Raw genomic sequence first — 23,342 nt, 5'->3', positions numbered from 1 at the left:
CTTTCGCTCGCGTCAGATTTTGGTCGAATAGAGCGAATGCTGGGTCAAGATGTAGAGCGTGCGGCGATCCGTGCCGCCCAGCAGAAGCTGCAGCGGGCGTTCGGGCACATCGATGCGGCCCTGCTCCTTGCCGTCGCGGTCGTAGACGAAGACCTGCCCATTGGCGACATAGACCCGGCCCTGGCCGTCCACCGCCACGCTTTCCCCGCCCCGGTTGGCGAAGGGCTTCAAATCGGTGACGCTGCCGCCCGCACCCACCAGACCGGAATAGGTCTTGTCCTCGGACTCATTGCTGAGGAACACGCGGCTTCCGGCCTGTGCGGTGACAAACCCATAGGCATCCATCGTATCGCCAAAGCGCCAGCCACGATGATCCGACGGCCCCTGCTGGAACATGCGGAAGGCCGGTAGCACCAGACTGCCGTCGGGCGAGACATACTCTTGCGCCTTGGGCTCGGCCATATCGCGCGCGAACATCTCGGCCAGTGTGGTGAAATGGTCAGTCGTCGGATCGTACTGATCCTTGAACTCACCATTGTTCCAGAGGTTGACCGGCAGGGCGGTCAGGGCGCCCTGATGCGGGGCGGCAGGCGTGGGCGGGATCACCGTCAGGGCGGTGTCCGGCGTCCCCGGCTTGAAAGCATAGACCGTGCCGTTGCGCCCATAGGAGGACAGCACGATCAGATTGCCCGCCCGGTCGATGGTCAGATTGACCGGATCGAGCGGGTCGTCACGCTCGACGGTCAGGCCTTCAGCCTCGCTCCAGCCATGGATGCGGTGGCTGTGATGATCGACGAAATAGAGCTTGCCCTGCGCATCCACCACGCCGCCCGCCGCCGCGTAGAAATCGCCGGCCAGCTTGGTCACGCTGGGGGTGGCCGGTGGCGCCGAGGGATTGGCGGGCACATCCAGCACGGCAAACTCCCGCTCGCGCATCTCCAGCCGATGCGTGATATCGACGATGGCGTTTTCGAAGGGGAATTTGCTGGCGCGCAGCCTTGTGGCGCAACCGTTCTCGTCGCAGGTGCCCAGCCCGCTCTCGGCGTTCACATGCACGTTGCGGAAGCGGATGTTGCTTGCGTTCTGCAGACGCACCGCCATCAGCGCGGGGCGCACCGTGCGCGTCACGCGATAGGCATGCAGGTTGGCGATCAGAATATCATGCGCGTTGCGAATGTCGAAGGAGACCGCCTCCTGGCTTTCACCGCTTTCCTCCTCGGTCTGGGGGGCGAGGAACTCCCAATTGGCGACATTGTTCAGGGCAAATTCGGTGTGAACATGATGCTCGCTCGACATTTCATAGACATGGCCGGGCGTCTGCGTGTCCGAGACATACATGCCCGCGCGGGCATAGGTGTCGGGCGTCCACAGGTCGCTGAAGGTGCCCCCGCCGCCATCGGTGACCCACAGGCTAGGATATTGCCCGCCCCAGCGTTTGCGCGGGTCCGCGTCGGCGCTGTGCGTGGCATCATAGGGATCGAAGCGTGAGCCATCGGCCATTCGCGTGCCATGGCCGCCCTGGAATTTCACATCCTCGACCAGCGATCCGGCGCCCGCCTTCCACAGCAGGGCGGTGGCGCGCATGTTGATCCCGCCGGTGAACAGGCCAAGGCCGGTGACCACGGCCTCGCCGCCCCTGGCGCTCTCGATCAGCGCCTTGGGGGTGCCGATTCCCTGAAAACCGGGCGTGCCATCGGGCAGAACAATCTGGGTGAGATCGGGATGCAGGCCGATCAGCACCGTATCGGGCTTGAGATGCAGCGTGTCCGTCACGGCGTAGCGCCCGGTCGGGAAATAGAGCACGCGATGCGTGTCGATGGCGCGCTGCAGGGCGGCAGTGTCGTCGCTGGTGCCATCGCCCTTCACGCCCAGCGTGTGGACATTGACCCAGTCCTTCGTGGCAGGCAGCGCACGAATGGCCAGACCTCGGCGCGGCGGCAGGGCGGCAATGCGCGCCTGATCCATCCGCGTCTGATAGGTACCCATCGTGCCCAGTCCGGGCAAGGTCAGGCCATAGGTGAACTCTTTCACCCGATAGGCCGGGCCAGCGCCTGCCACCGCCTTGCCGCTGTCACGGAAGCGGGCGAAGGTCGGCGTGCCGCTGGCGACCGCATTCTCAAATCCGATCTGCGTGTAGGCGTTCTCCTCGTTGGAAATCACCACGCCCGCTTTCGAGATATTCTCGAAGCGCACATCCTTGCCCCACAGCCAGTCGCCATAGCCCTTGTCGATGTCGATCCCCACCGGCACGTCGCGCATGGAGACATTGACCAGCGTGAGGCTCGCCTCATGCTCGCGGATGGCCGCATCGCGTTGGCCGCTGAAGCTGGAATCGAGCAGGGTGAACTGCCATGCGGGCGATGGCTTCTCGGTCAGAATGCCATAGCGCCCCCCGAAGAAGCGCAGATCCTGACAAGCGTTGGCCACCTGATAGAGCCCCGCCAGCCCCGAGCCCACATGGAAGTCCATATGCCGCAGATAGGCATGTTGCGCGGCATGGAACCGCACCCCCACCGCCGCCGGATTGCCCGCGCCGATGGCGATGTCGATCCCCTCCATGGCCGAATAGAAAGTGCCCGGATTGGCATCGGCAATGGCGGGATTGAACGGAACGGCGTCAGGCGGCGGGAAGGGCACCTTGCCTGCCGGACCCTTGCCCTCTTTGGGGCCGCGCCCGGCGAAGATGACCATCGTCGCGACGCCTTTCTGGAAGCCGGGCGTACTGTCGGCCAGCACCAGTTCGGGGCGGCGTTCTCCGGTGCCGAACAGGCGCAGGCCCGGCCAGATGAACAGCGAGCGGGTGATGCGATAGCGCCCCGCAGGCAGGAAGACGATGCCTTCGCCCTTCTCCGCGGCGCTATCGAGCGCCTGCTGGATCGCGGCGGTGTCATCGGCCTTGCCGTCGCCCACGCCATGCACGGTGATCGCGAACGGGTCGGCGGGGGCCACGGCCAGCATCGGCCTTTCCGCCGGGTCCGTCGCGGCCATGGCCGGGAAAGTGTGTGCCAGCAGGCAAAGGCCTGACCCCAGCATCAGAACATGTCTGAACCTCACGCATCGTCTCCTATGGATATGCGCTGTTGATAGGCGAGGCGGCGTGGCAGGACATGCGGGACCAAGGTCCCGGCTTTTCGTCCCGCTGCAACCGTTCGGTGGTCAGGGCATCAGCCGCTTGCGCCCCTGCGACAGGTGCCAGCGCATCGCCAGAGCGGCAGCATCGCCGTCCTGTACCTTGATCGCCTCGACGATCATCTCATGCTCATTGAGCATGGCGCCGATCGCCTCGGGCGGGCGTGAGCGGGAAATGTCGACGCCCGCGCGCATGATGCGGTCGACCTCTTCATGCATATGGTCAAAGCAGGAAAGGAACACCGGATTGGCCGTGGCCAGCACGATGGCGCGATGCAGCAGCATGTCCTCGAGATGGGCCGGGCCGGTGGAAATCAGCGCCGCGCGCAAATTGTCCATCGCGCGCTGGATGGCGCTCATCTGCTCGACAGAACGGCGCATGGCGGCCAGCCGCGCCGCTTCAGCCTCCAGCACGAAGCGCACCTCATAGCTGCCCATGGTGGCCGACAGGTCCATCATCTGCATATGCGAGCCCAGCCGCATCGAGGGCCGCCGCTTGACGAAGGAACCCGCGCCGCGCCGCGCCTCGGTGATGCCGTCGGAGGCCAGCCTTACCAGCGCCTCGCGCACCATGGTGCGGGAAATGCCGAAGATCTCGGCCAGCCGCGCCTCGGAGGGCAGGCGGTTGCCGATTTCCAGATCCTCGGTGTTGATGATCTCGATGATGCCCGCATAGGCCCGATCGGCCAGCCGTCCTTCCTGCATTGTTCCCTCCCGCATCACAGCAGATAGCTGCCCGCCAGAACGAAAGCCAGAGCCACCACCGAAACGACGGTTTCCATGGCGGACCAACTGCGAAACGTATCGGGCGTGCTGGTGCCCAGATAGCTGCGCACCAGCCAGAAGCCCGGATCGTTGACATGCGAAAAGAAGATCGACCCGGCGCCGATGGCCAGCACCGTCCATTCCGGCGAGGCGCCCGTGGCGGTGACCACGGCGGGCATGATCCCGGCGGCGGTGATGGTGGCCACAGTGGCCGAGCCGGTCGCCAGACGGATGCAGACAGCGGTCATCCAGGCCATCGGAATGGCGGGAATGCCGCCATGCGAGGCGAGATGCGCGAGGAAATCGGCAAGCCCGGCGGTCACCAGCACCTGCTTGAGCGCGCCGCCCGCGCCGATGGCCAGAATGATGGCGCCGGCCGGTTTCATCGCTTCGGCCCAGATGGCGCCCTGCACGGGCGCCGCGCACATGCGCCGCCCGAACAGCAGGGGCATGGCCGCCAGATTGGCCAGCACCAGCGCAAAGACGGGATTGCTGACCAGCCCTGTCCAGCCCAGATGCGCTGCCATGGCGGGCGGCACCACGGCCTTGACCTGACCCAGCGCGATCAGCACCACCGGCAGCAGCACGGCGATCAGCGAGGCGCTGAGGCCCGGCGCCTGCACCAGCGGCTCGGCCTTGCCGATCACCGGCGCGGAAGGATGTACATGCCGCGCGATGATGCCCGCCAGCAGCGGCCCGGCGATGATCGCCGTGGGCAGGCCGACCAGCAGGCCGTAGAACATCGTCAGCCCCAGATTGGCGTGAAGGGCCGTCACCGCCAGCAAGGGGCCGGGGTGAGGGGGCACCAGCGCATGCAAGGTCGAGAGACCGGCCAGTGCGGGCAGCATCAGGCGCAGGCGCATGGTTGATGTGTCCTTGCCACCGCTCAGCCCGTCAGCGGCGGCGGCCACGATCGGCAGCAGCAGCACCAGCCCGGTTTCGAAAAACAGCGGCAGGCCCAGCAGCAGCGCAACGGCCATGCTCATCCATGGCGCCGCGCGCGGACCGCTCACCCGCAGGCCGGCCTGCGCTACGGCCTCCGCCCCGTTGGAGAGCTGCAGCATGGCGCCCAGCGACAGGCCCAGCGCGACGACCAGCCCCGTGCCGCCCAGCACATCGCCCGCGCCCTTTTCCACGGCATGCGCCAGCTCTGCCGGAGGAAGCCCCGTGAGCAGGCCGATCAGAAAGGCACCGCACAGCAGCGCCAGAAACGGATGGAACCGCGCCTTGACGATCAGCGTGATGGCCGCAGCGATTCCCAGCACCGCCGAGAGGATGAGTCGCATGTCCTCGGTCATCATACGGCCTCCGGTGAGGGATGCCGGTCTGGTCCGGGCGCCCGGAATGGCAGGCTTGCGATCACATTCATGTCCTCTCCGTGGTCCGCTTGGGTGCGCTTTTGCGTCACCTTCGGTCTTGTCATGCCAAAAAGCTGTATAACAGATGATAGGGCTAACAAAGCAGAAAAACAAAGATTGACGTCGGAACAGCGTCGCAATATTCAAGGGTTGTCCAACCACATCGGGCCATCCTACCGAATCTTCCATGATCGGGCGGGGCTTGCATGGCACACAAGAAGGCCTCGCCGGGAAGCCGGGCGAGCGGACATGGCAAGAGGAGGCTTGAGAGATGCAGCAAGTGAGCATTGAGGGCGCTGGTGTTGGCTCCGCGCCGCCGGTCCGGTTGACGCCCACGCAGATGAAGGTGATGCAGGGCGTCCGTTCCGGGCTGCTCAACAAGCAGATCGCTTTCGATCTGGGGATCGCCGAAAAGACGGTGAAGGCGCATATGACGCTGCTGATGCGCAAGCTGAATGTGCGCAACCGCACGCAGGTGGCGCTGGCCGCGCAGAATCTTCTGAAGACGGTGGCCTGATCGCCGGACGGGCGTCACCCCGTTTGACATGATGGTCGGGCCCGCCCCTTCTGGGTGGGGAGCAGGCCCGAGGGGGCGCTAGGCCGCAGGAACCGCGCTGCCCTCCTCTTCCGCGATGGCGCGGTTGATCATCAGCCGTGAGCGTGCCCCGCCCGCATCGATGTTCAGCTTGAGAAGCTGGCGTTCGGGGTAATCGAGCAGATTCTGCTGCTGGCGTTCCAGCATGTCGAGGTCTTCGCCAAAGATCTTGCCCTGCCCCTGACGGATCGTGTCGGTCAGCGCGCTGTCCTCCACCGCGAACTGGCGCGCCATGCCCCAGAAATAGTGATGTGAGGTCTCGGTCTCCGGCGTGATGAAATCGACCACGATGCTCGATGCCTTCTTGGAACGATTCGCCTCGTAACCGCCATGACCTTCCAGCGCGACGCCGACCTCGATCATGACATGGCTGGGCAGGGTGAAGCGGCAGATTTGCCAGCGGTCGACGGTGGCATCCTCGGGCAGCCCCGCGCCCTTCAGCGCCATGCGCCAGAAGGGGGGCGCCTTGATGCCGTCCATCATGCGGCTGGTGATGACTTCCTGCCCCTCGACGCGGGTCTTGACCGGCGCCTCATCGATTTCCTTCTGCCCGATGCTGGAGGCATGGACATAGGTTTCATGGGTAAGGTCCATGAGATTGTCGACCATCAGGCGGTAATCGCACTTGATGTGATAGAGGCCGCCGCCATAGGCCCAGTCCTCGCTTTCGGCCCATTCGAGGTGATGCAGCTTGTCGGGCGAGGCTTGCTCCGGATCACCCGGCCATACCCAGATGAAGCCATAGCGTTCGACGATCGGAAACTGTCGCACTGCCGGGAAATTCTGCACGCGCTGGCCGGGCATGTTGTCCGCCTTGCCCCGGCAATCCACCGCCAGGCCGTGATAGCCGCAGACCAGCGTGTCGCCGCGTCGGAAGCCCAGCGAGAGCGGCGCGCCCCGGTGCGGACAGAAATCCTCAAGCGCGACCACCCCGCCCGACTCCGGCCGGAAGAAGACCATGCGATGCCCGCAGATGCGCCGCCCGAGCGGCTTGTCCGCGACCTCGTCAGGCGTTGCCGCCACATACCAGGCGTTGCGCGGCCAGGGGGCAGGGGCTTGCGAAACGCTGGCGTGTGAAACAGGGGTTTCGTCGCGGGTGGGTGCTGTGTTCACGCGTATCATCTCCCGATCGGGCCTGTGCGACCTCGATTGCATCGTGCTGTCGGCAGGTCCTTCTCTGGACATGGTCCTGCAGATCCGTTGTGGCCGCAGGATAACAGGCGCAGGGATTATAAGCATCGCGCTATCTTTTTATGATCTGTATAAGCCCTGGAAATGATGCTCGACCTCAATCTGCTGCGCGTGCTCGACGCCATCTTTGCCGAAGGCTCCGTATCGGGCGCCGCGCGGGTGCTTGGGCTGAGCCAGCCCGGCGTCAGTCTCGCGCTGCGCCGCCTGCGCGACCATTTCGATGATGAGCTGTTCTTTCGTCAGGGCGGCATCATGGTACCCACCGTTCTGGCCGAGCAGTTGCGGGCCCCCGTTCAGCAGATGATGGGCACGCTGCGCGCGGATATCGTTTCCACCGGACGGTTCGATCCCGCGCAGAGCGAACGCTGTTTCGTGCTCAACATGTCGGATCTGGGCGGGCTGTCGTTCCTGCCGGATCTGGTGGCTTCCTGCGCGGCGGTGGCGCCGGGCGTCTCGCTGAGTTCGGTCGATCTGGGGCCTGATGAGCTGTTGCGCGCGCTGACGGCGGGGACGATCGATCTGGCCATCGGGCATCTGGTCGACATCGACACGACGAGCCTGTTCGAGCAGACCCTGTTCGACCATGAATTTGTCTGCCTCGTGCGCGATGGTCATCCCGCGATCACCGATCACCTTACGCTCGCCCAATATCTGGAGGCCGATCACATCGTGGTGCGGCAACCGGGGCGCAGTCAGGAGCGTTTTGAAAACCGCATTCAGGAGCTGGGTTATCAGCGCCGGATCCGTCTGCAATCCTCGCATTTCATGAGCGTGCCGCTGCTGGTGGCGCAGTCCGACATGATCGCGGTGGTACCGCGCTCGGTGGGGACGATCTATGCGAAGGTGTTGAAACTCAACATTCTTCCTCTGCCTTTTCATGTTGCTCCGGTGGAGCTCAAACAGTTCTGGCACCGGCGTGGGCATGCCGATCCGGCGATCATCTGGTTGCGCAAACAGGTGGCCGATCTGTTTCGCGGCAGGAATCCGACGGAAAGTGGCCTGTCGCCTTTCTGGTCGCGGTTTCTCGGATCGGCTTAGAGTCCGTTTGGAACATGCGCGACAGCGCATGTTCAGTGCGGTACCGGCCCTCTCCCCCACCCGGCCACCCAACGGCAGTATTCTATGGGTGGCCGGGTGGGGGAGAGGGCCGGTACCGCAAATCCGGCTTCCGCCGGATTTCCAAACAGTCTCTTCGTTCGAAGGTGATGTTCGACCTGGGCATCACCTCATGCAAAGATGGTCGATTGATCTGCCGCAAGCAGGGCATGTTTGACGAAAAGCGAGAAGAGGCGTAACCCGTGCCACCTTTATCCGACGAGGGTGACCATGGCCGACACTGTATCCGACAACACCGAGAGTTCATCCAAGCTTGCCGCCGATATTACCATCGCCTGGCTGCAGAACCCCAACGTCCATCCCGCCCTTGCGGATGTTTCCAATCTTTTGAAGACTGTGCTTGCCGCGTTCGACGGGAACAGCACGGGCGCGCCTGCCGCGAAGCCGGTTGCCCCTGCCAAGCAGCAGACCGCCGCCAAGCCGGTGGCCAAGGCGAAGCCTGCAGCCAAGGCCAAGCCCGCCGCGAAGACGGCTTCTGTTGCTGCTCTGAATGGTACGGGCAAAATCGCTGCTGACACGGCTGCGAAGCCCGTGCGCAAGGCGGCCGCCAAGGGCGCCGCTGCTGCTGTGACCGCATCGACCGCGAAGGCCGCCAGCACGCCTGCCGCCGCCAAGCCGGCCCGCGCTCCGCGCAAGGCGAAGGCTGAGGGCCTGGCCTTGTTGCAGGGGCTCACGGCCCCCGCGGCAGTGACCGCGCCCAAGGCTGCCTCGGACGAGAAGGTTGTCGCGCCTGCCGCGAAAGCCAAGCCTGCCAAATCCGCCGCCAAGCCGGTGACCAAGGCGAAGACTGTCGCGAAGGTGGCCGCCGAGACCAAGGCCGCGCCCAAGCCGGCGAAGGCCGCCAGCGCCGTGAAGGAAGCCGCACCTGCAGCGACTGACACGACGGCCGCGCCCGCTACGGCAACGCCTGCCGCCAAGCTTGCCCGCACCGCGCGCAAGGCGAAGGCTGACGCCGCTCCCGCCGCCGCCAAGGCAACCGAGAGCAAGGACGCCAAGCCCAAGGCCGCTGCCAAGCCGCGCCGCATGGCGCGTGAGCCGCAGCCTGCCGCGGCTGTTGCCGCTGTTGCCGCTGAGGCTGCGCCCAAGGCCTGACCGCTTTTGCGGCTGATGCCGTCGAACACCGTCCGGTCCTTGCGGGCCGGGCGGTGTCGTGTTTCAGGAAGACCGGGCGCCAGTCCTTTGGACGCTGGTCAGAAGCTGTCGAGATCGCGGGCCATGGTGATCGTCCCGTGATACTGCGCCGCGATGCCCTGCCGCAAATGCTCAACCAGTGCCGCCGATGGATCGGAGGGGGCGAAATGGGTCAGCACCACCTGCTTCACGCCGGCAGCGGCGGCCATCTTGCCGACCTCGGCGGCGGGCAGGTGATGGCGGCTGAGATGCTCGATCATGCCATCGCGTTTTTGCGCATCGAGATGGGGGTTCTCGCGGTTGACCATGGCCAGCGTGGCGTCCAGATCGATGATCTCGCTGACCAGCACATCGGCGCCTTTGGCAAAGCGCGTGACCGCCTCGCTGGGCCCGGTGTCGCCGGTGAAGACGAAGGAGCGCCCGCCCGTCTCGAAGCGCCATGCCAGCGAGCGGAAGCGCCGGTCATCCTCGCTGCCCGGCGCGAAGGAGTAATGGGTGTTCTGCACGGTGCTGGCCGCCACCGACCCCAGCGTGAGATGATCGCCGCCCGACAGTTCGGTGACGCTCACCGTGCTGGCCGGATCGACATGCGGCGTGCCGGGGATGCCATAGCCGCTCATGGCAAAGGGCATCATCGCGGCGACCAGTCCGTCCACCATGGCTTTGGTGCCCGGCGGGCCATAGATGGGCAGCGGCGCATAGGTGCTGGTCTGATAGCGCAGCCCCAGCAGCGCCGAGACCCCGCCGACATGATCGTAATGCAGATGGCTGATGAACAAGCCTTTCACCCGGTCGAGCGGGATATGCGCCTTGGCCAGTTGCTCGACACAGCCGTCGCCGCAATCGACCAGATAGACGCCCTCGCCCGTCACCAGCAGATTGGCCGGCTGGCTGCGCGTGGGCGAGGCCACGGGGCCGCCCGCCGTCCCCAGCGTGATCCATTGCGCGGCGGGCGCGGCGGAAACCGGTGCGGCGCCCAGCAGCAGAAGGGCGGTGAGAAGGGCATGACGCATCAGAATTTTACTCCTGCTCGCACGCCGAAGGTGCGCGGCGCGCTGGTGATGTAATTGAGGGATGAGGCCGCCGGATAGGTGGGCGCATTGACCGGGATGCGCGTCCCCTCGATGTTGCGGACATAGCCGGCCAGCGACCAGCGCCCTTCCTTGGGAGAAAGGCGCAATTCGGCATTGGTGGTCCAGGTGGCGCCGATCAGCTCTTCGGGCAGAAAATCGAAGGCGATATAGCGGCTGGTCTTGTATTGCGTGTCGATGGCGGCAACAAGGTTGTAGCGGCCCAGCGGCAGGGTCTGTTCCAGCCCCAGGTTGGCGGTCCAGCGCGGCGATTGATAGCCCGGCTTGCCGCTGCAATTGATGGTGTAGAGCGCCGCATTGGCCGGATTGAGCGCATAGGCGCAGCCGGTGATCGGCGGATTGGCGCCCACCGGCACCGAATAGGTGTAGCTGCCATATTTCGAATCCAGATATTGGATGTTGGCGGAAAGCAGCGTGGTGCGCGTCGCCTTCAACTGAAGATCGGCTTCAACGCCCTTGATCTTCGAATTGCCGACATTCTGGGTGAACTGCCCCTGATTGCCGTTCAGATCGATGCCCGAATGGTTCACCTGCTGGTTGGTGTAGTCCCAATAGAAGGCTTCGAGGTTGAACTGAACCCGGTTGTTCCAGAAGCGGTTCTTGCTGCCGATGGTGTAGGCGGTGAGATATTCCGGCTGAAACGTCTCATAGCCTGCCGAGAGCGAGAAGCCGCCCGAGCGATAGCCCGTCTCCACCGTGGCATAGAGCAGCGAGCGGGGCGTCACATCGAACTCCACGCCCGCGCGCCATGTCGCTTTGCTCTTGGGCAGCGAGGCATGGACCGGGGTCTGCGCATGGACCAGCACCGCGCCCGTGGCGCCGATGGGGGCCCCACCGCCCGCCGGAGCGATGACGAAAGGCGCGGTGAGATCGGTGTAGGAGGCGGTGACAGGCAGCAGCGGCGCGCTGGGGCAGGAGGGGCGCCCCGCCACCCGCAGCGTGCAGGTGTCGATGAACACATCGGCCTGTCCATCGAAGCGCTTTTCGTCACGGGTGAAGCGCAGGCCGCCGATCAGGCGGAAGCCTTGGGAAAGATGCGCGGTCAGGCGGCCGAAAGCGGCATAGGATTTGGTCTTCGAGGTGAAGGCCTGATAGGCGTTCAACTGCTGCTGCGCGAAGGTGTAATTGCCGTTCACCGTCTCGTCGAAATAATAGCCGCCCAGAATGGCTTCGAAGATGCTCACCCGCTTGGTGGCAAGCCGCGCTTCCAGACTGATCTGATCGTCCTTTTCGCGGATCCAGCCGACAAAACCGGGATTGCCGAAGCGGCTGTCGAGCTGGGAATGGCGCCATGCGGGCAGCAGGGTGAAGGTGCCGATGCCGCTCTTCCAGGTGATCTCGGCATTGGTGCCATAGAAGCTGTTGTTCTGATAGGCGGTGTCGTCCAGCGGGGCGGCGTTGCGACCGGTGGCGCCCAGAAACAGCGTCTGGCGATAGGCCTGAGATGCCGGGCTATAGAGCCCGGTGTCCACGCTCAACCCCGAGGGAACGAAGCTGTAGCTGCCGCTGGTGCGGTTGTAGGCATAGGCCCCGGCATAGCTGGCGCCCGGCCCCTTGCCGCCGGTGTGCGACCAGTCGGCGCCGACGCGCACAGTCAGATCTGGCGTCAGTTCGGCCAGCATCTGGCCGCGCAGGGCCTGGTTCTTCTCGTCGCTGGTGCCGTCGGACATGTAGCCGTCATGGCTGACGACATTGCCTGCCAACCGCAGCGCGCCATGCTCGCCGATGGGGGCATTGATCGCGCCTTGCAGGCCGAAGGCGTTGTAATTGCCGTAATAGGCGCTGGCATTGCCCGACCACTCGCCGATCTTCGGCTTGGCCGGAATGGCGTTGATGGCGCCTGCCGTGGCGTTGCGGCCATAGAGCGTGCCTTGCGGCCCTTTGAGCACCTCCAGCCGCTCCAGATCGTAGAACATGCCCGAGGTGGAGGTGGCGCGGCCCATGTAAACGCCGTCATAGGCGAAGGCGACCGCCGGGTCGGAATAGCCGTTGACGGTGAAATTGCCGACGCCGCGCACGAAGAAGGAGGTCAGCGGCCCACCGCCCGCCTGCACGTTGAGCGCGGGCACCGCCTTGCCCAGATCATTGGCGCTGGACAGGCCTTTTTGCAGCAGTTGCTCGCCGCTGAGCACGGCAATCGCAATGCCCGCCTTTTGCGTGCTTTCGGATTTGCGCTGGGCGGTGACGATGATGTCGCGGATGCCCGTGTTGCCGTTTCCGGCGGTGTCTTGCCCGGTGTCCTGTGCGGCGGCCGGTGCCCCCCAGCCTGCGATCAGCACCGATGATGCCAGCAGAAGCCTGCGCATGATCTTTCCCCCCTCTTTTTGACCGCCATTCTGTTCATGATGGCGATTCTTCACTTGTTGTCTACAAATGTAGAAGGTGCTGGGGCTTGTCAAGCGAGGCGTGAGGGCGGAAAGACCACGATGAAAGGATATCGGCACATGGATGAGAGTTCGCTCGCCCCGTTCAGGCAGGACAGCGATCGCGCGGATCGGCGCGCGGCCATTGCCGATGCCGCGATCGACATTCTGGGCGAGCAGGGCAGCCGCGGCCTCACCCATCGCGCCATCGACAAGCAGTTGGGCTATCCCGAAGGCACCACCTCGGCCTATTTCCGCCGCCGCGAGGATCTGGTGATGGCGACGGTCAAGGCGCTGTTCGACGCCGATTTCCGCCGTATTCGCATCCTGTTCGACACGCTGCTGGCGCGCGAGGTGGTCGATGTCGCCTCGGTGGCGCGCTGGTTTGCCGAGATGCTGGCCGCCGTTCGGCGGGAGCAGGGGCCGGTGCGCATGCTGGCGCGCTATGAGTGCTTTTTGATGGCGAAGCGCCAGCCCGAGACCGATCGTCTGCTGCGCGCCTCTTTCAGCCTGCGCACCGAAAGGACGCAGGAGGTCTTCCGGCGTCTGGGGGCGGCCGATCCGGAACGCGCGGCCATTCAGTTTGAGGTGTTGCTGCGCGGGGCCTTCTTCACCGCCTCTTTCGTGCCGGACATTCTGGATGACAGCGGCCTGGCCGATGAGGGATTTTTCCTGCGCGAGATCACCGCCGCCATGGCGGCGTGACGATGCTTTAGTCGACCTCTGCCGGAACGGCTGTTGTCAGGCGATCCTCGAAATAGCGTCGCAGCGTCTGATCCAGCTCGTTCGTGTCGATGATCGCGGCCAGATAGCCATCAGGGCGCACCAGCGCCCATTGGCCGGGCGCAAGCCCATAGGCATCGGCGATATGCCCGGCATCGTCGATAAGGTCGCCGTGCTCTCCAATCACGGCCATGCGCAGGCCCGCGCGCGGCGAGGGGCGTTCAGGGGAACCGAAACCGAGCAAGGTCCAGTGCGGCCCGGCAAACACCGAGAACAATCGTGTGGGCTGACCGGCCCGCCCCCGACATGGCGCGTCAGGCGCGCGGTCGCCCGGCTGGAGCCGTGTTTCGCCGGACAGCACCTTGCAGGACAGGGAGGATGCGCGATAGCCAAGGTCGAGCTGGCGTGACTCCCGGTCGCGGCGCATCGTGCCTTCCCTGGCTTCGCCCAGCAGGCGCGTGGCGAGGCCCAGCATGCCTGCCGCGATGGGGCGCCGCTCTCCCTCATAGGTGTCGAGCAGCGTATCCGACGCACCGGTAATAACCGCAGCCAGCTTCCAGCCAAGGTTGTAGGCATCCTGCACACTGGTGTTGAGCCCTTGCCCGCCTGTCGGCGGATGGGTGTGCGCCGCGTCTCCCGCCAGAAAGACCTGCCCGACGCGATAGCGGTCCGCCAGCCTTGCATTCATCGAATAGACCGACGCCCATGAGACGGCATGCACCACGATATCGGTCCGCCCGGTGCGCCGGGCGATCAGCTCGGTCAGGGCGGCGGGGGAGAGGTCGATATCGCCTTCGAGCGGCACTGGCCCCTGCAACTGGAACAGATCGGTGCCCGCCAGTGGGCACACCATGAACTGCGTCGCGGGGGAGCCGATCTGGAAACGGTGCCAGGCCAGCCGGTCGAGCCCCTCCAGCCGCACATCGGCGACCAATGCGCGAACCCCCAGCGTTTCGCCGGGAAAGCTGATGTTCAGCGTATGGCGCACAAAGCTGCGCCCGCCGTCGGTGCCGATCAGGAAGCGGGCGCGGACAAGATGCTCGCCCTGCGCATCGACGATGCGGGCGGCGACGCCGTTTTCGTCCTGGTCGAACCCGGCCAGTCGCCGTCCGAAGTGCGGGCGGTGGCCCAGTTCGGCCAGCCTTTCGCGCATTACGGCCTCGGTCCGGAACTGGGCGATCATCAGCGGGGCGGCATAGGGTTCCGAGGGGCTGGGGGAGACCTCCTCGCCGGTCAGCAGGGATTCCTCGGTGGTGCCGTCGCTGCGGTAATGGCGCAGCGGCGGATAGGGCGCCCCCGCCGCCGCCAGCCGGTCGACCAGACCGAGATCCTCGAAGACCTCCAGCGTGCGGGGCTGGATGCCCTTGCCGCGTGATCCGCCGAAAGGCTGTTCATTCTGCTCGATCAGGGTGAAGGCGATGCCGCGCCGCGCCAGATCGATGGCAAGCGCAAGGCCTGCGGCGCCTGCGCCGCTGATCAGGACGTCTGTGTCGAAAGACATTGGCATCTCCGCGAATCAATGTGTAATATGCACATATATCCGGCCATGCCATGGGGCAACGAAAAACGTGAATAATGCACATAATCGCGATATCCTGCGCGGGCTCCACGCCGCGCTCATCGATGTGGTGGATGAGTTCAACCGCCCCCGCCGGGATGACCGGCTGATCGAGGAAGCGGGCATTCCGCTTGACCGCGCGCTGTTTCCGTTGCTGGCGCGGATCGGGCGCTATGGGCCGATCGGCGTGGTCGAGCTGGCCGACCGGACGGGCCGCGACCATACCACCGTCAGCCGCCAGATGACGAAGCTGGAAGAGCTTGGGCTGATCGAACGGCAAGCCTCGCCGCGCGACAAGCGCATCCGCGAGGCCAGTGTCAGCACAAAGGGTCAGGCCATGATCGATGCGCTGAACGCCGCGCGCGAGCGCCTTGCCAACCGCATTCTGGCGTCATGGACCGACCCCGAGCTTGATCAGCTCCGGCAATTGCTGCGCAGGTTCGCGGACGATATCATGCGCTAAAAGCGGGGGGGCGTCATTCGCGCTTTTCCCGCAAGGGCTCGATGATCGCGGCGATGTCGCGATGGCCTTGCCCGGCTGCATCGGCGGCGGAGAAACGCTGCCGGGCCGTCTCCGCGATCCCCGAGTGAATGCCGGCCTCGCCCAGCGCCGCCTGGGCATAGGCCAGATCCTTGGCCATCAGCGGCACGAGGAAATGCGGCGTATAGGCGCGCTCCAGCATGCGGCGCCCCACGGCCTTGACCAGCGGGCTGCCCGGCGCGCCCTCGGCCAGAATAGAGAAGGCCTGCTCGACATCGAGGCCGCTTTTTTCCAGCAGAGCCAGCGCTTCGGCCAAAGCCGCTGCCTGAACCCCGCAGAGGAAATTGTTGGCCAGCTTGACCGTGGCCGCGCTGCCCGCCGGGCCCAGATGCACCGAGGCGCTGCCCATGGCGTCGAGTGCCGGGCGCGCCGCCGCGATGGCCGAAGCCTCGCCGCCCATAAGGAAACGCAGCGTGCCTTGCGCGGCCTGATCGCGGCTGCCGGTGACCGGGGCTTCGAGAAATTCCACGCCGCGCGCCGAAGCCAGCCCGGCCAGTTCGCGCACCCATGGGCTGGTCAGCGTGCTCGATTCCACCGCGACCGCGCCGGGTGCCATGGCGGGCAGGGCGCCCTCGGGCCCGGTCCAGACCTGCCGGGACACGGTGTCGTCGGCCAGCATGGAGACGACGATCTGCGCACCCCGCGCGGCCTCCGCCGGACTGGCGGCGACATGGCCGCCCAACGCGCGCAGGGCGGCGGCTTTCTCCGCACTGCGGTTCCACACGGCCACCTCGAAACCGGCTCCGATCAGTCGCGCGGCCATCCCGGCGCCCATGATGCCAAGGCCGAGAAATGCTGTCTTTGTCATCCGATCACCTTGAAACGCGAGAGGGCCGCCTCATCGATCTCCAGACCGAGGCCGGGGAGGTTGTCGTCCAGATCGATATAGCCGTCCACCGCCTGCGGCTCGCCCTTGAAAATATACCAGAAGAGTTCGTTGCCGACCTCGACATCGACCATCGGGAAATATTCGGCGATGGGGCTGTTCAGGCTGGCCATCACCACATGGTAATTGTGCATCTGCCCGGCATGCGGCACCACGGGGATGGAATAGGCCTCGGCCAGTGCCTGGATTTTCCGCGCCGCTGTGATGCCGCCCACGCGATTGGTGTCGAACTGGAAATAATCCAGCGCGCGCGCCTCGATCATCTGGCGGAAGCCATAGCTGGTGAACTCATGCTCGCCAGCCGCGATGGGGGTAGAGCCGAAACGGCGCAATTCGTGATAGCCGTTGATGTCGTCGGGGATGATCGCTTCCTCCAGCCAGCGCAGGTTGAAGGGTTCGATCAGGCGCATCATGCGTTTGGCGTAATCGAGGCTCCAGCCCATATAGGCGTCGGCCATGATGTCGATCTCGTCGCCCACGGTTTCGCGCACGGTGCGGATCAGCTCGACATTGCGGGCCATGCCCTCGGCGCCATCGATCGGCCCCCAGCCGAAGCGTAGCTTCATCGCCTTATAGCCCTGCGCCTTGTAGCTGGCCGCTTCCTGCGCCAGTTGGTCGAGCGGCACCGAATAGAGCCTGCTGGCATAGACCGGGATCTTCGCCTTGGTGCGCCCGCCCAGCAGGCGGAACACCGGCTGTTTGGCCGATTTGCCCATCAGGTCCCACAAAGCGATGTCCAGTGCGGAGATCGCCACCAGCGCCACGCCCTTGCGTCCGAAGGCCATGGTCTTGCGGTACATATGCTGCCACAGGAACTCGCTGTCCCACGGGTTCTGGCCGATCAGCAGCGGGGCGAGATAGAGGTCGATCATCTGCTTGGTCACCAGCGGCGCCAGAGCGGCATTGCCGATGCCCACCAGCCCCTCATCGGTGAAGATCTCCACGATCAGCCAGCCGTGGAAGGTGAAGGTGCCCATCGTCTCTGGGGTGAGCAGAGGGGAGACCAGATCCATCGGGTTGGTGCAGAAATGCGGCGGCAGGGGCACGGTCTCGCCTTCCCACTGGACGACGCGCGTGCGGATTTCGGTGATCTTCAAGGCAGATCCTTTCGGGTGAAGGTGAGTTGCGCAATGCGGGGAATGGCAAGGCAGATCAGCGCGAAGGCGATCAGATGGAGCAATGCGGCCACGGTCAGCACCGGCCCATAGCCCGAGCCCGCATCCAGTGCCCATCCAGCGGCCTGCCCCATGACGATGCCGCCAAAGGCGCCGCCCAGCCCGACCAGCCCGGCGAGGCGCCCCAGAGCGCTGCGCGGGGCCAGATCGGTGGGCAGGGTCATGACCAGTGTGGACCAGCTCTGCTGGCCGAAGAAGGCGAGGCTGAAAATGGCGATCACCGCCCCCACCGAGGCCATGGCGGGCGCCAGCATCACCCATGGCATGCAGGCGGCGCTGAGGCCCAAGGCGATCTTGCGCGCGGCATTGACCGAATAGCCCGAGGCGAGCAGCCGGCTCGACAGAAAGCCGCCGCACAGGCTGCCCACGCCCGAGGCGGCATAGGGTATCCAGCCGATGGTGGCGGCCTGTTTCAGGTCGAAATGATGGGCTTCGAACAGATATTTGGGCAGCCAGAAGAGGTAGAAATACCACGCCCCGTCGCTCAGGAATTTGGCGAGGACGATGGCGCGCACCTCGCGATGGGCCAGCAGTTGGACGATGCCGGGCGCGGCATCTTGCGATGGTTCAGCGGGCGTGGGTGAAGGCTGGCGATAGGCGAGCCACCACCACAGCGACCATGCCAGCCCAAAGCTGCCGGTCACGAAAAACACCCAGCGCCAGCCCGCCAGACCCAGCCAGCCGCCATGGGCCAGAATGCCTGCGATCAAGGGCGGGGCCAGCACGGCGCCCACGGCGGTTCCGGCATTGACCAGCCCCATGGCGGCGGCGCGTTGCGCGGGGGCGAACCATTCGGCGATGGCGCGGGTGGCGGCAGGAAAGCTGCCGCCCTCGCCCATGCCCAGCAGCAGGCGGCTGGTGGCCAGAGCCGCGATGCCGCCCGCCAGCCCATGGCTGGCGCAGGCCAGCGACCAGAACAGCATGATCGCCAGAAAGCCGATCCGCGTGCCCACCCTGTCCAGCAGCCAGCCGCCGCCCAGATACATCAGGCCGTAAGTGGCCAGAAAGGCGCTATCCAGAAAGGCCTTGGTCTGGTTGCCGATGGGGATGTCGGCCTCGATATGCTTGATCGCCCAGGGCAGGGTCTGGCGGTCGAGATAGCTGATGGCGATGGCCACCGCGATCATCGCCGCAATGGCCCAGCGCCCGGATCGCGCCGTTTTGGCCATCAGTTGAGTACCAGCAGAGCAACACCCTGACGCGGCAGGCGCAGGCTGATGCTTTTGCCCGAGGTGACACTGACGGTCTCGGCCTGAAGCTGCGAGGCCTTTTCCAGTTGGGTATACTGGTTCTGGTCGGGTGATTGGGGTGAGCCCATCGCCTGCCATGCGGCAAAGGCGTTGGCGTGGGTCTTGTCGACGCGCCACAGGGAAGCGGAAGCCGGCGCGGCTTTCAACCCCTTGAGGCTGATGCTGATCTGCGCATCGGGGCCGGCCACATCATCATCGTGATAATGCCACAGCAGCAGCGCCAGCTTTCCATCGGCGGTGCGCGTGGCGATGGAGCCGACATCGGCCTCGCCCTGCACGCCCTTGGCCATCACCGTGTCCAGCGGCACTTGCGCATCGCTGGTGGCGGCCAGTTGCGTGGTGCCGAGCTTGGCGAACAGCCGGAAGACGTTGAGCACCGGCAGATCCACGCCATTGGTGGCGAGCTGGCGGTAACCGGCGAACCACGGCTGATCCTCGAACTCGAAGGACCATGAGACCGCGCCCTCCAGATTGACGTGGCGTTTGCGCGCCAGTTCCCACAGTCGCGCCACGCTGGCGGCGGTGTAGCTGGAATACATCGTGCCGTTGCGATAGGCGTTCTGCGGACCGGGGCAGGCCGCGCAGCCTTCCGGATCGCTTTCCCCGATCACCACCGGCTTGCCTGCCAGAGCGGGAACCGACAGCACCTTGGTAAAGCCGCCATCGGCCTCGCTCAGATGGGTGGCGATGCCCATACGGACATGGCCGTCGACGAAGCTGGGCCTGCCCTTGGCGTGGAAGGAGAGGAAATCGGTGGGCGTACCCGTCTGGCCGGTGGCGTAATTCGTGCCGGATGAGACATGCTTCAGAAAGCCGTCCATAAAGGTGCCGCCCGGCCCGGCCACATCCGGCCCGCCCACGCGCGCCTTGGGCAAAGCGCGGCGGATGGCGGCGATGGCGTAATCGTGGAGCTTGTAGAAATCCTCGGGGCTGCCCTGCCAGTAGAAGGTCGAGTTGGGCTCGTTCCACACCTCGAAATACCAGTTTTCGACCTCGGCGCGGCCATAGCGTTCGATGTTGTGGAGGGTCCATTGATAGACCAGTTCACCCCATTTGGCATAATCCTTGGGCGGATAGGTCCAGCCGGTGGCGATCAGGCGGTAGTCGAAGCCGGGGCGCCAGAGATGCTGATAGGGCGTGCCCGGCGGGGCGCTGGAAAGCGCCTCGGGCATAAAGCCGATCTGGAGATAGGGGCGGATGCCGCGCGCGCGATAGGTGTCGATGATGTGATCGACGATGGTCCAGTCATAGACCGGCTTGCCATTGGCATCCTCGCGATAGGCGTTGGTGCTGCCCCATTTGAAGGCGGCGGTGCCGTCGCCGCTGCTCAGCAGATTGTGGGCGCGGAAATAGACCTCACCCTTCTTGAGATCGCCCAGTTCGAGCAGCAATTTGCGCCCGTCCTTCATGGTGGCGTAATTGGGCTCATCCGCGCCGAAGAACCGCCAGATGGGGGGCAGCGTGCCGATGGTCTGCCCGGCGTCCACGCTGATCGCGACGGGGCGCGGGGGCGCTTCCTGCGCCTGCAAGGTGGAGGGCAGGGCGGCGGCGAGGGAGAGAGCGGCAAGAGTGCGGGATAGGGTCACGGGGCATCCTCTCAGCTTACAGTTTGGCTCTGAATCCGATGGCGAAGGTGCTTGTGTAAAGCACCGTGTCGCGCGGGTAGAGCGTGGGATCGTTGAAAGAGGTCTGGTAGAGGTTTTTCAGCACATTGGTGGCATCGAAGACCACCGTAAATTTCGGCGTGACCTCATAGGAGAAGGACAGGTCGAGATTGCTGATCGCCCCGGTGGTGATGAAATTGGGATTGACCCCGGTGAAATGCAGTCCGGAATTGTATTTGTCGCGCCAGACATAGGAGGCGCGGGCGGAAAAGCCCTGTTTCTCGTAGATCAGCGTGGCGGTGGCCGAATATTTCGACACATTCTGGAAGGGGATGGTCATATAACCCGTCACGCCGGGCAGCGGCGAGAGCGCCTTGTTCTTGCCATCGATATAGGTGCCATTGGCGCTCAGCCCGAGGCCGGTGAGCCAGCGGGGCAGGGCCTTGGGGAACAGGGTGATGCCGCCCTCGATCCCCTGCAGGCGTCCCGAGCCCGAATTTTCCGGGCGTGTCACCTGATAGACGCCGTTGTCGGCGCCCAGATAGTCGATCTGGAAATTGCTGGTGACCGACTGGATAAAGCCGGTGACATCGCGGCGGAAGGCCGTGACCGTGATCGAGTTCGACCGGTCGATATACCACTCCAGCGACAGGTCGTAATTGTTGGAGCGCACCGGCTGTAGATCGGCATTGCCGCTGGTGCCCTTGCCGAAGGGCTGCTGGCCGGGGATCGGCGGGGTAAGCGTGAGCGCGGGATTGAGCTGCGCGAAGCTGGGGCGGGTGATGGTCTTGCTGGCGGCCAGGCGCAGGAAGAGATTGTCCTTCAGCTTGTAGCGCAAGGCCAGGCTGGGCAGCCAGTCGGTCCCCTTGTTGCGGATGGTGACGGGCGAGGTCGCACCGCTCAAGGCCAGAAAGGCGTTGGAGGTGATATCGGTCTGGATCGCGCGCAGGCCGATCTGCCCGTCCACTCGACCAACCGCGATGTTGCCCTGCACATAGCCGGCGTAGTTCTTCTCGGTGATGTCGAAATGCTGGGTGTTCTGGAAGGCCGGATCGCCGGGCGCGAGGCCGAAGATCTGGCGCAGCGTGCCGATGTTGTTCAGCAGGTAATCGGTGCCGGGCGTGCCCCATTGGCGCACGAAATTGCGCGTGCCGTCGTAAAAGCCGCCGGGAGTCACCGTCATCAGCCCCGGCAGGCTGTTGGCGGCGATGCTGTAGCACTGCACCGCCCCGGTGGCCGAGCAATTGACCGTCTGGGTAAAGCTGTCCGAACGGGCGTTGCGGCTGCTCAGGCGCGCGCCGGCGTCCACGCTGGAAAAGATCAGGAAGGGCTTGCGGTAGGTGATATCGCCGCGCCAGGCCCATTCCGTGCCTTGCCCCACCGTGCGCGTGGTGGACAGGCGTGAGAGGTAATAGCGCGAGATATCGGCGATGTTGTCATTGGGCAGGGTGAAGGTGGGCGTGCCGGTGCCGTTGTTGAACACCGCATCGGTGCGTGATGCGATAAAATCCACATCGAGATTGTTGGCGATATCGGTGGCGGAGGAGCGTGTGTAGGCCACCTCGCTCGCCGCTTTCCAGTCATCGCTTTTCCAGTCGGCGCCCAGCGCGCCCTGCCAGCGGTCGGCGGTGCTGCTGTAGCCGCTGCCGAAGGTGGCGACGCGGTTGTTGGCGATGCTTTCGGACTGGACCAGCTTGGTGTCCCCCACGAATTGCAGCGGCGAGAGCAGCGTGCCGTTCATCGAGGTGAAGTTCTGGTTGTTGTTGCCCTTGTCACGATAGCCATAGAACAGCCCATCGGCATGGATCGTCAGCCGGTCGTCAGGGGCCCATTGCAGCGTGGCGTTGACGGCGGGGCGGGTGCGGGTGCCGATCTGCTCGAAGGCGCCGATGGTGTCGGTGCGGAAGACGGCGGCATCGGCCGGATTGGTGCCGTGCGGGTCGAGCGGGACGCCGGGCGTGTAGGGGGCGCGGCTGTTGTCGCGGTTGTAGCCGAAATAACCGCCGCTGTAGATCGTCTCGTCGCGATAGCGGGTCTTGTGGTAGGAGACGCTAACCAGCGCGCCGAACTCGCCGATGTCGGTGGTCCAGCGGTTGCTGATGAGGGCGCTGAGATAGGGATCGGCGGTGCCGGGCTGCTCGCTGTAGACCTGCCGCCCGGCCAGCGCGAGTTCGAAGTGCTTGAAATCGAAGGGCCGCCGCGTGCGGACATTGATCAGCCCGGCGATGCCGCCCTCCAACTGATCCGCCGAGCGCGATTTGTAGACATCGACGCCCGAGACCAGATCGGCGGGCACATCGGCCAGCGACAGCGAGCGGCCCGTGGTACTGAAGATGTTGCGCCCGTTGATGAGGGTGACGACATCGGGAAGCCCGCGGATCAGCACCGTGGCGGATTCCCCGCGAGCGCGCGGCGAAACCTGCACGCCGGGCACACGCTGCAGCGCCTCGACCACATTGTTGTCGGGCAGCTTGCCGATGTCTTCGGCGATGACGGAATCCACCAGTTGCTGGGCGTTGCGCTTGATCGACTGGGCCGAGGACAGGCTGGCACGCATGCCGGTGACGATGATGTCGGCTGAGGAAGGTTCGGGCTTGTCGGCCTGATTGCCGGTTGTTGGTGCGGCCTGCTCAGGGGTTTGCGCCATGGCGGCCGGGGCCAGCAGCGGCACCAGCAATTGGGCCGCGAGTGGCAGGTGAAGAAACCTCATTCTGCGCTTTGACATCATCCCCTCCGTTTTTATTTCTCATACTAGATGCGGGAATTTTCGGCCAAGGCAAGCGGTGAATCTTCAAAATCTTGTTTCGTCATGGTTTCTTTGCATATTTTCTCATACCAGTGAGAGCTGTCTCTCAGCGATCTTGAC

At 64.9% G+C, this 23,342-nt stretch carries 17 protein-coding genes; 5 read left to right on the top strand and 12 right to left on the bottom strand.

The genetic code is table 11. The annotated features are described in order from the left end of the window. Positions 1-12 precede the first annotated feature (12 nt). The 3 genes from ABDW49_RS25035 to ABDW49_RS25025 form a co-directional block, all read right to left on the bottom strand. Positions 13-2,988 (bottom strand): glycosyl hydrolase family 28-related protein, encoded by a 2,976-nt coding sequence (locus tag ABDW49_RS25035; RefSeq protein ID WP_343617392.1) that lies wholly within the window; start codon positions 2,986-2,988, stop codon positions 13-15. A gap of 168 nt (positions 2,989-3,156) precedes the next feature. Beyond that, positions 3,157-3,834, bottom strand: coding sequence for an FCD domain-containing protein (locus tag ABDW49_RS25030; protein WP_343616252.1), 678 nt, complete (start codon positions 3,832-3,834; stop codon positions 3,157-3,159). A 14-nt stretch (positions 3,835-3,848) separates the two neighbouring features. Next, a complete protein-coding gene (locus ABDW49_RS25025; protein WP_343616251.1) occupies positions 3,849-5,195 on the bottom strand; it encodes a gluconate:H+ symporter in 1,347 nt (448 codons plus the stop codon). 328 nt (positions 5,196-5,523) lie between these two features. On the opposite strand from ABDW49_RS25025, the gene ABDW49_RS25020 reads away from it, so the two are divergent. Next, complete coding sequence (locus ABDW49_RS25020) at positions 5,524-5,769, top strand: LuxR C-terminal-related transcriptional regulator (protein ID WP_343616249.1); 246 nt, start codon at positions 5,524-5,526, stop codon at positions 5,767-5,769. Positions 5,770-5,847: 78 nt separating this feature from the next. On the opposite strand, the gene ABDW49_RS25015 is transcribed toward ABDW49_RS25020, so the two are convergent. Next, positions 5,848-6,960, bottom strand: a complete 1,113-nt coding sequence (locus tag ABDW49_RS25015; protein ID WP_343616247.1) for an aromatic ring-hydroxylating dioxygenase subunit alpha — start codon at positions 6,958-6,960, stop codon at positions 5,848-5,850. 162 nt (positions 6,961-7,122) lie between these two features. Here ABDW49_RS25015 and ABDW49_RS25010 point away from each other — a divergent pair, with 162 nt between their 5' ends. Both ABDW49_RS25010 and ABDW49_RS25005 read left to right on the top strand, forming a co-directional pair. Beyond that, on the top strand, positions 7,123-8,076 hold the full coding sequence (locus ABDW49_RS25010) for a LysR family transcriptional regulator (RefSeq protein WP_343616245.1): 954 nt from the start codon (positions 7,123-7,125) through the stop codon (positions 8,074-8,076). A 288-nt stretch (positions 8,077-8,364) separates the two neighbouring features. Continuing rightward, complete coding sequence (locus ABDW49_RS25005; RefSeq protein WP_343616244.1) at positions 8,365-9,246, top strand: hypothetical protein; 882 nt, start codon at positions 8,365-8,367, stop codon at positions 9,244-9,246. Positions 9,247-9,344: 98 nt separating this feature from the next. Here ABDW49_RS25005 and ABDW49_RS25000 read toward each other — a convergent pair whose 3' ends face one another. Both ABDW49_RS25000 and ABDW49_RS24995 read right to left on the bottom strand, forming a co-directional pair. Next, entirely contained in the window at positions 9,345-10,298 is a 954-nt protein-coding gene (locus ABDW49_RS25000; RefSeq protein WP_343616243.1) for an MBL fold metallo-hydrolase, read from the bottom strand. Then, the gene (locus tag ABDW49_RS24995; protein WP_343616241.1) at positions 10,298-12,682 is read right to left on the bottom strand and encodes a TonB-dependent receptor; all 2,385 of its coding nucleotides are present in this window, start codon (positions 12,680-12,682) and stop codon (positions 10,298-10,300) included. Before ABDW49_RS24995 ends, ABDW49_RS25000 begins: the two co-directional genes overlap by 1 nt. Positions 12,683-12,820: 138 nt before the next feature. Here ABDW49_RS24995 and ABDW49_RS24990 point away from each other — a divergent pair, with 138 nt between their 5' ends. Beyond that, on the top strand, positions 12,821-13,444 hold the full coding sequence (locus tag ABDW49_RS24990) for a hypothetical protein (protein WP_343616239.1): 624 nt from the start codon (positions 12,821-12,823) through the stop codon (positions 13,442-13,444). A 7-nt stretch (positions 13,445-13,451) separates the two neighbouring features. On the opposite strand, the gene ABDW49_RS24985 is transcribed toward ABDW49_RS24990, so the two are convergent. Continuing rightward, the gene (locus tag ABDW49_RS24985; RefSeq protein ID WP_343616238.1) at positions 13,452-14,963 is read right to left on the bottom strand and encodes an FAD-dependent oxidoreductase; all 1,512 of its coding nucleotides are present in this window, start codon (positions 14,961-14,963) and stop codon (positions 13,452-13,454) included. A 67-nt stretch (positions 14,964-15,030) separates the two neighbouring features. Here ABDW49_RS24985 and ABDW49_RS24980 point away from each other — a divergent pair, with 67 nt between their 5' ends. Continuing rightward, on the top strand, positions 15,031-15,483 hold the full coding sequence (locus ABDW49_RS24980) for a MarR family transcriptional regulator (RefSeq protein ID WP_343616236.1): 453 nt from the start codon (positions 15,031-15,033) through the stop codon (positions 15,481-15,483). A gap of 13 nt (positions 15,484-15,496) precedes the next feature. On the opposite strand, the gene ABDW49_RS24975 is transcribed toward ABDW49_RS24980, so the two are convergent. The 5 genes from ABDW49_RS24975 to ABDW49_RS24955 are packed head-to-tail and all read right to left on the bottom strand — an operon-like array spanning position 15,497 to position 23,186. Continuing rightward, on the bottom strand, positions 15,497-16,369 hold the full coding sequence (locus ABDW49_RS24975) for an NAD(P)-dependent oxidoreductase (protein WP_343616234.1): 873 nt from the start codon (positions 16,367-16,369) through the stop codon (positions 15,497-15,499). After that, positions 16,366-17,544: an L-rhamnonate dehydratase gene (locus ABDW49_RS24970; RefSeq protein WP_343616232.1), complete on the bottom strand. Its 1,179-nt coding sequence runs from the start codon at positions 17,542-17,544 to the stop codon at positions 16,366-16,368. The genes ABDW49_RS24975 and ABDW49_RS24970 overlap by 4 nt, the downstream gene beginning before the upstream one ends. Then, positions 17,541-18,791 carry an MFS transporter gene (locus ABDW49_RS24965; protein ID WP_343616230.1) on the bottom strand — a complete coding sequence of 417 codons (1,251 nt, stop codon included), beginning with the start codon at positions 18,789-18,791 and terminating at the stop codon, positions 17,541-17,543. The genes ABDW49_RS24970 and ABDW49_RS24965 overlap by 4 nt, the downstream gene beginning before the upstream one ends. Further along, entirely contained in the window at positions 18,791-20,458 is a 1,668-nt protein-coding gene (locus ABDW49_RS24960) for a beta-xylosidase (protein ID WP_343616229.1), read from the bottom strand. The genes ABDW49_RS24965 and ABDW49_RS24960 overlap by 1 nt, the downstream gene beginning before the upstream one ends. 16 nt (positions 20,459-20,474) lie before the next feature. Then, positions 20,475-23,186 (bottom strand): TonB-dependent receptor, encoded by a 2,712-nt coding sequence (locus ABDW49_RS24955; protein ID WP_343616227.1) that lies wholly within the window; start codon positions 23,184-23,186, stop codon positions 20,475-20,477. Positions 23,187-23,342: the final 156 nt, after the last annotated feature.

Origin of the sequence: Novosphingobium sp. (assembly GCF_039595395.1) — a bacterium.
Classification (GTDB): Bacteria; Pseudomonadota; Alphaproteobacteria; order Sphingomonadales; family Sphingomonadaceae; genus Novosphingobium.
The sequence above is the reverse complement of the archived record's forward strand: the minus strand, read 5'-3'. Positions and strand labels throughout refer to the sequence as shown.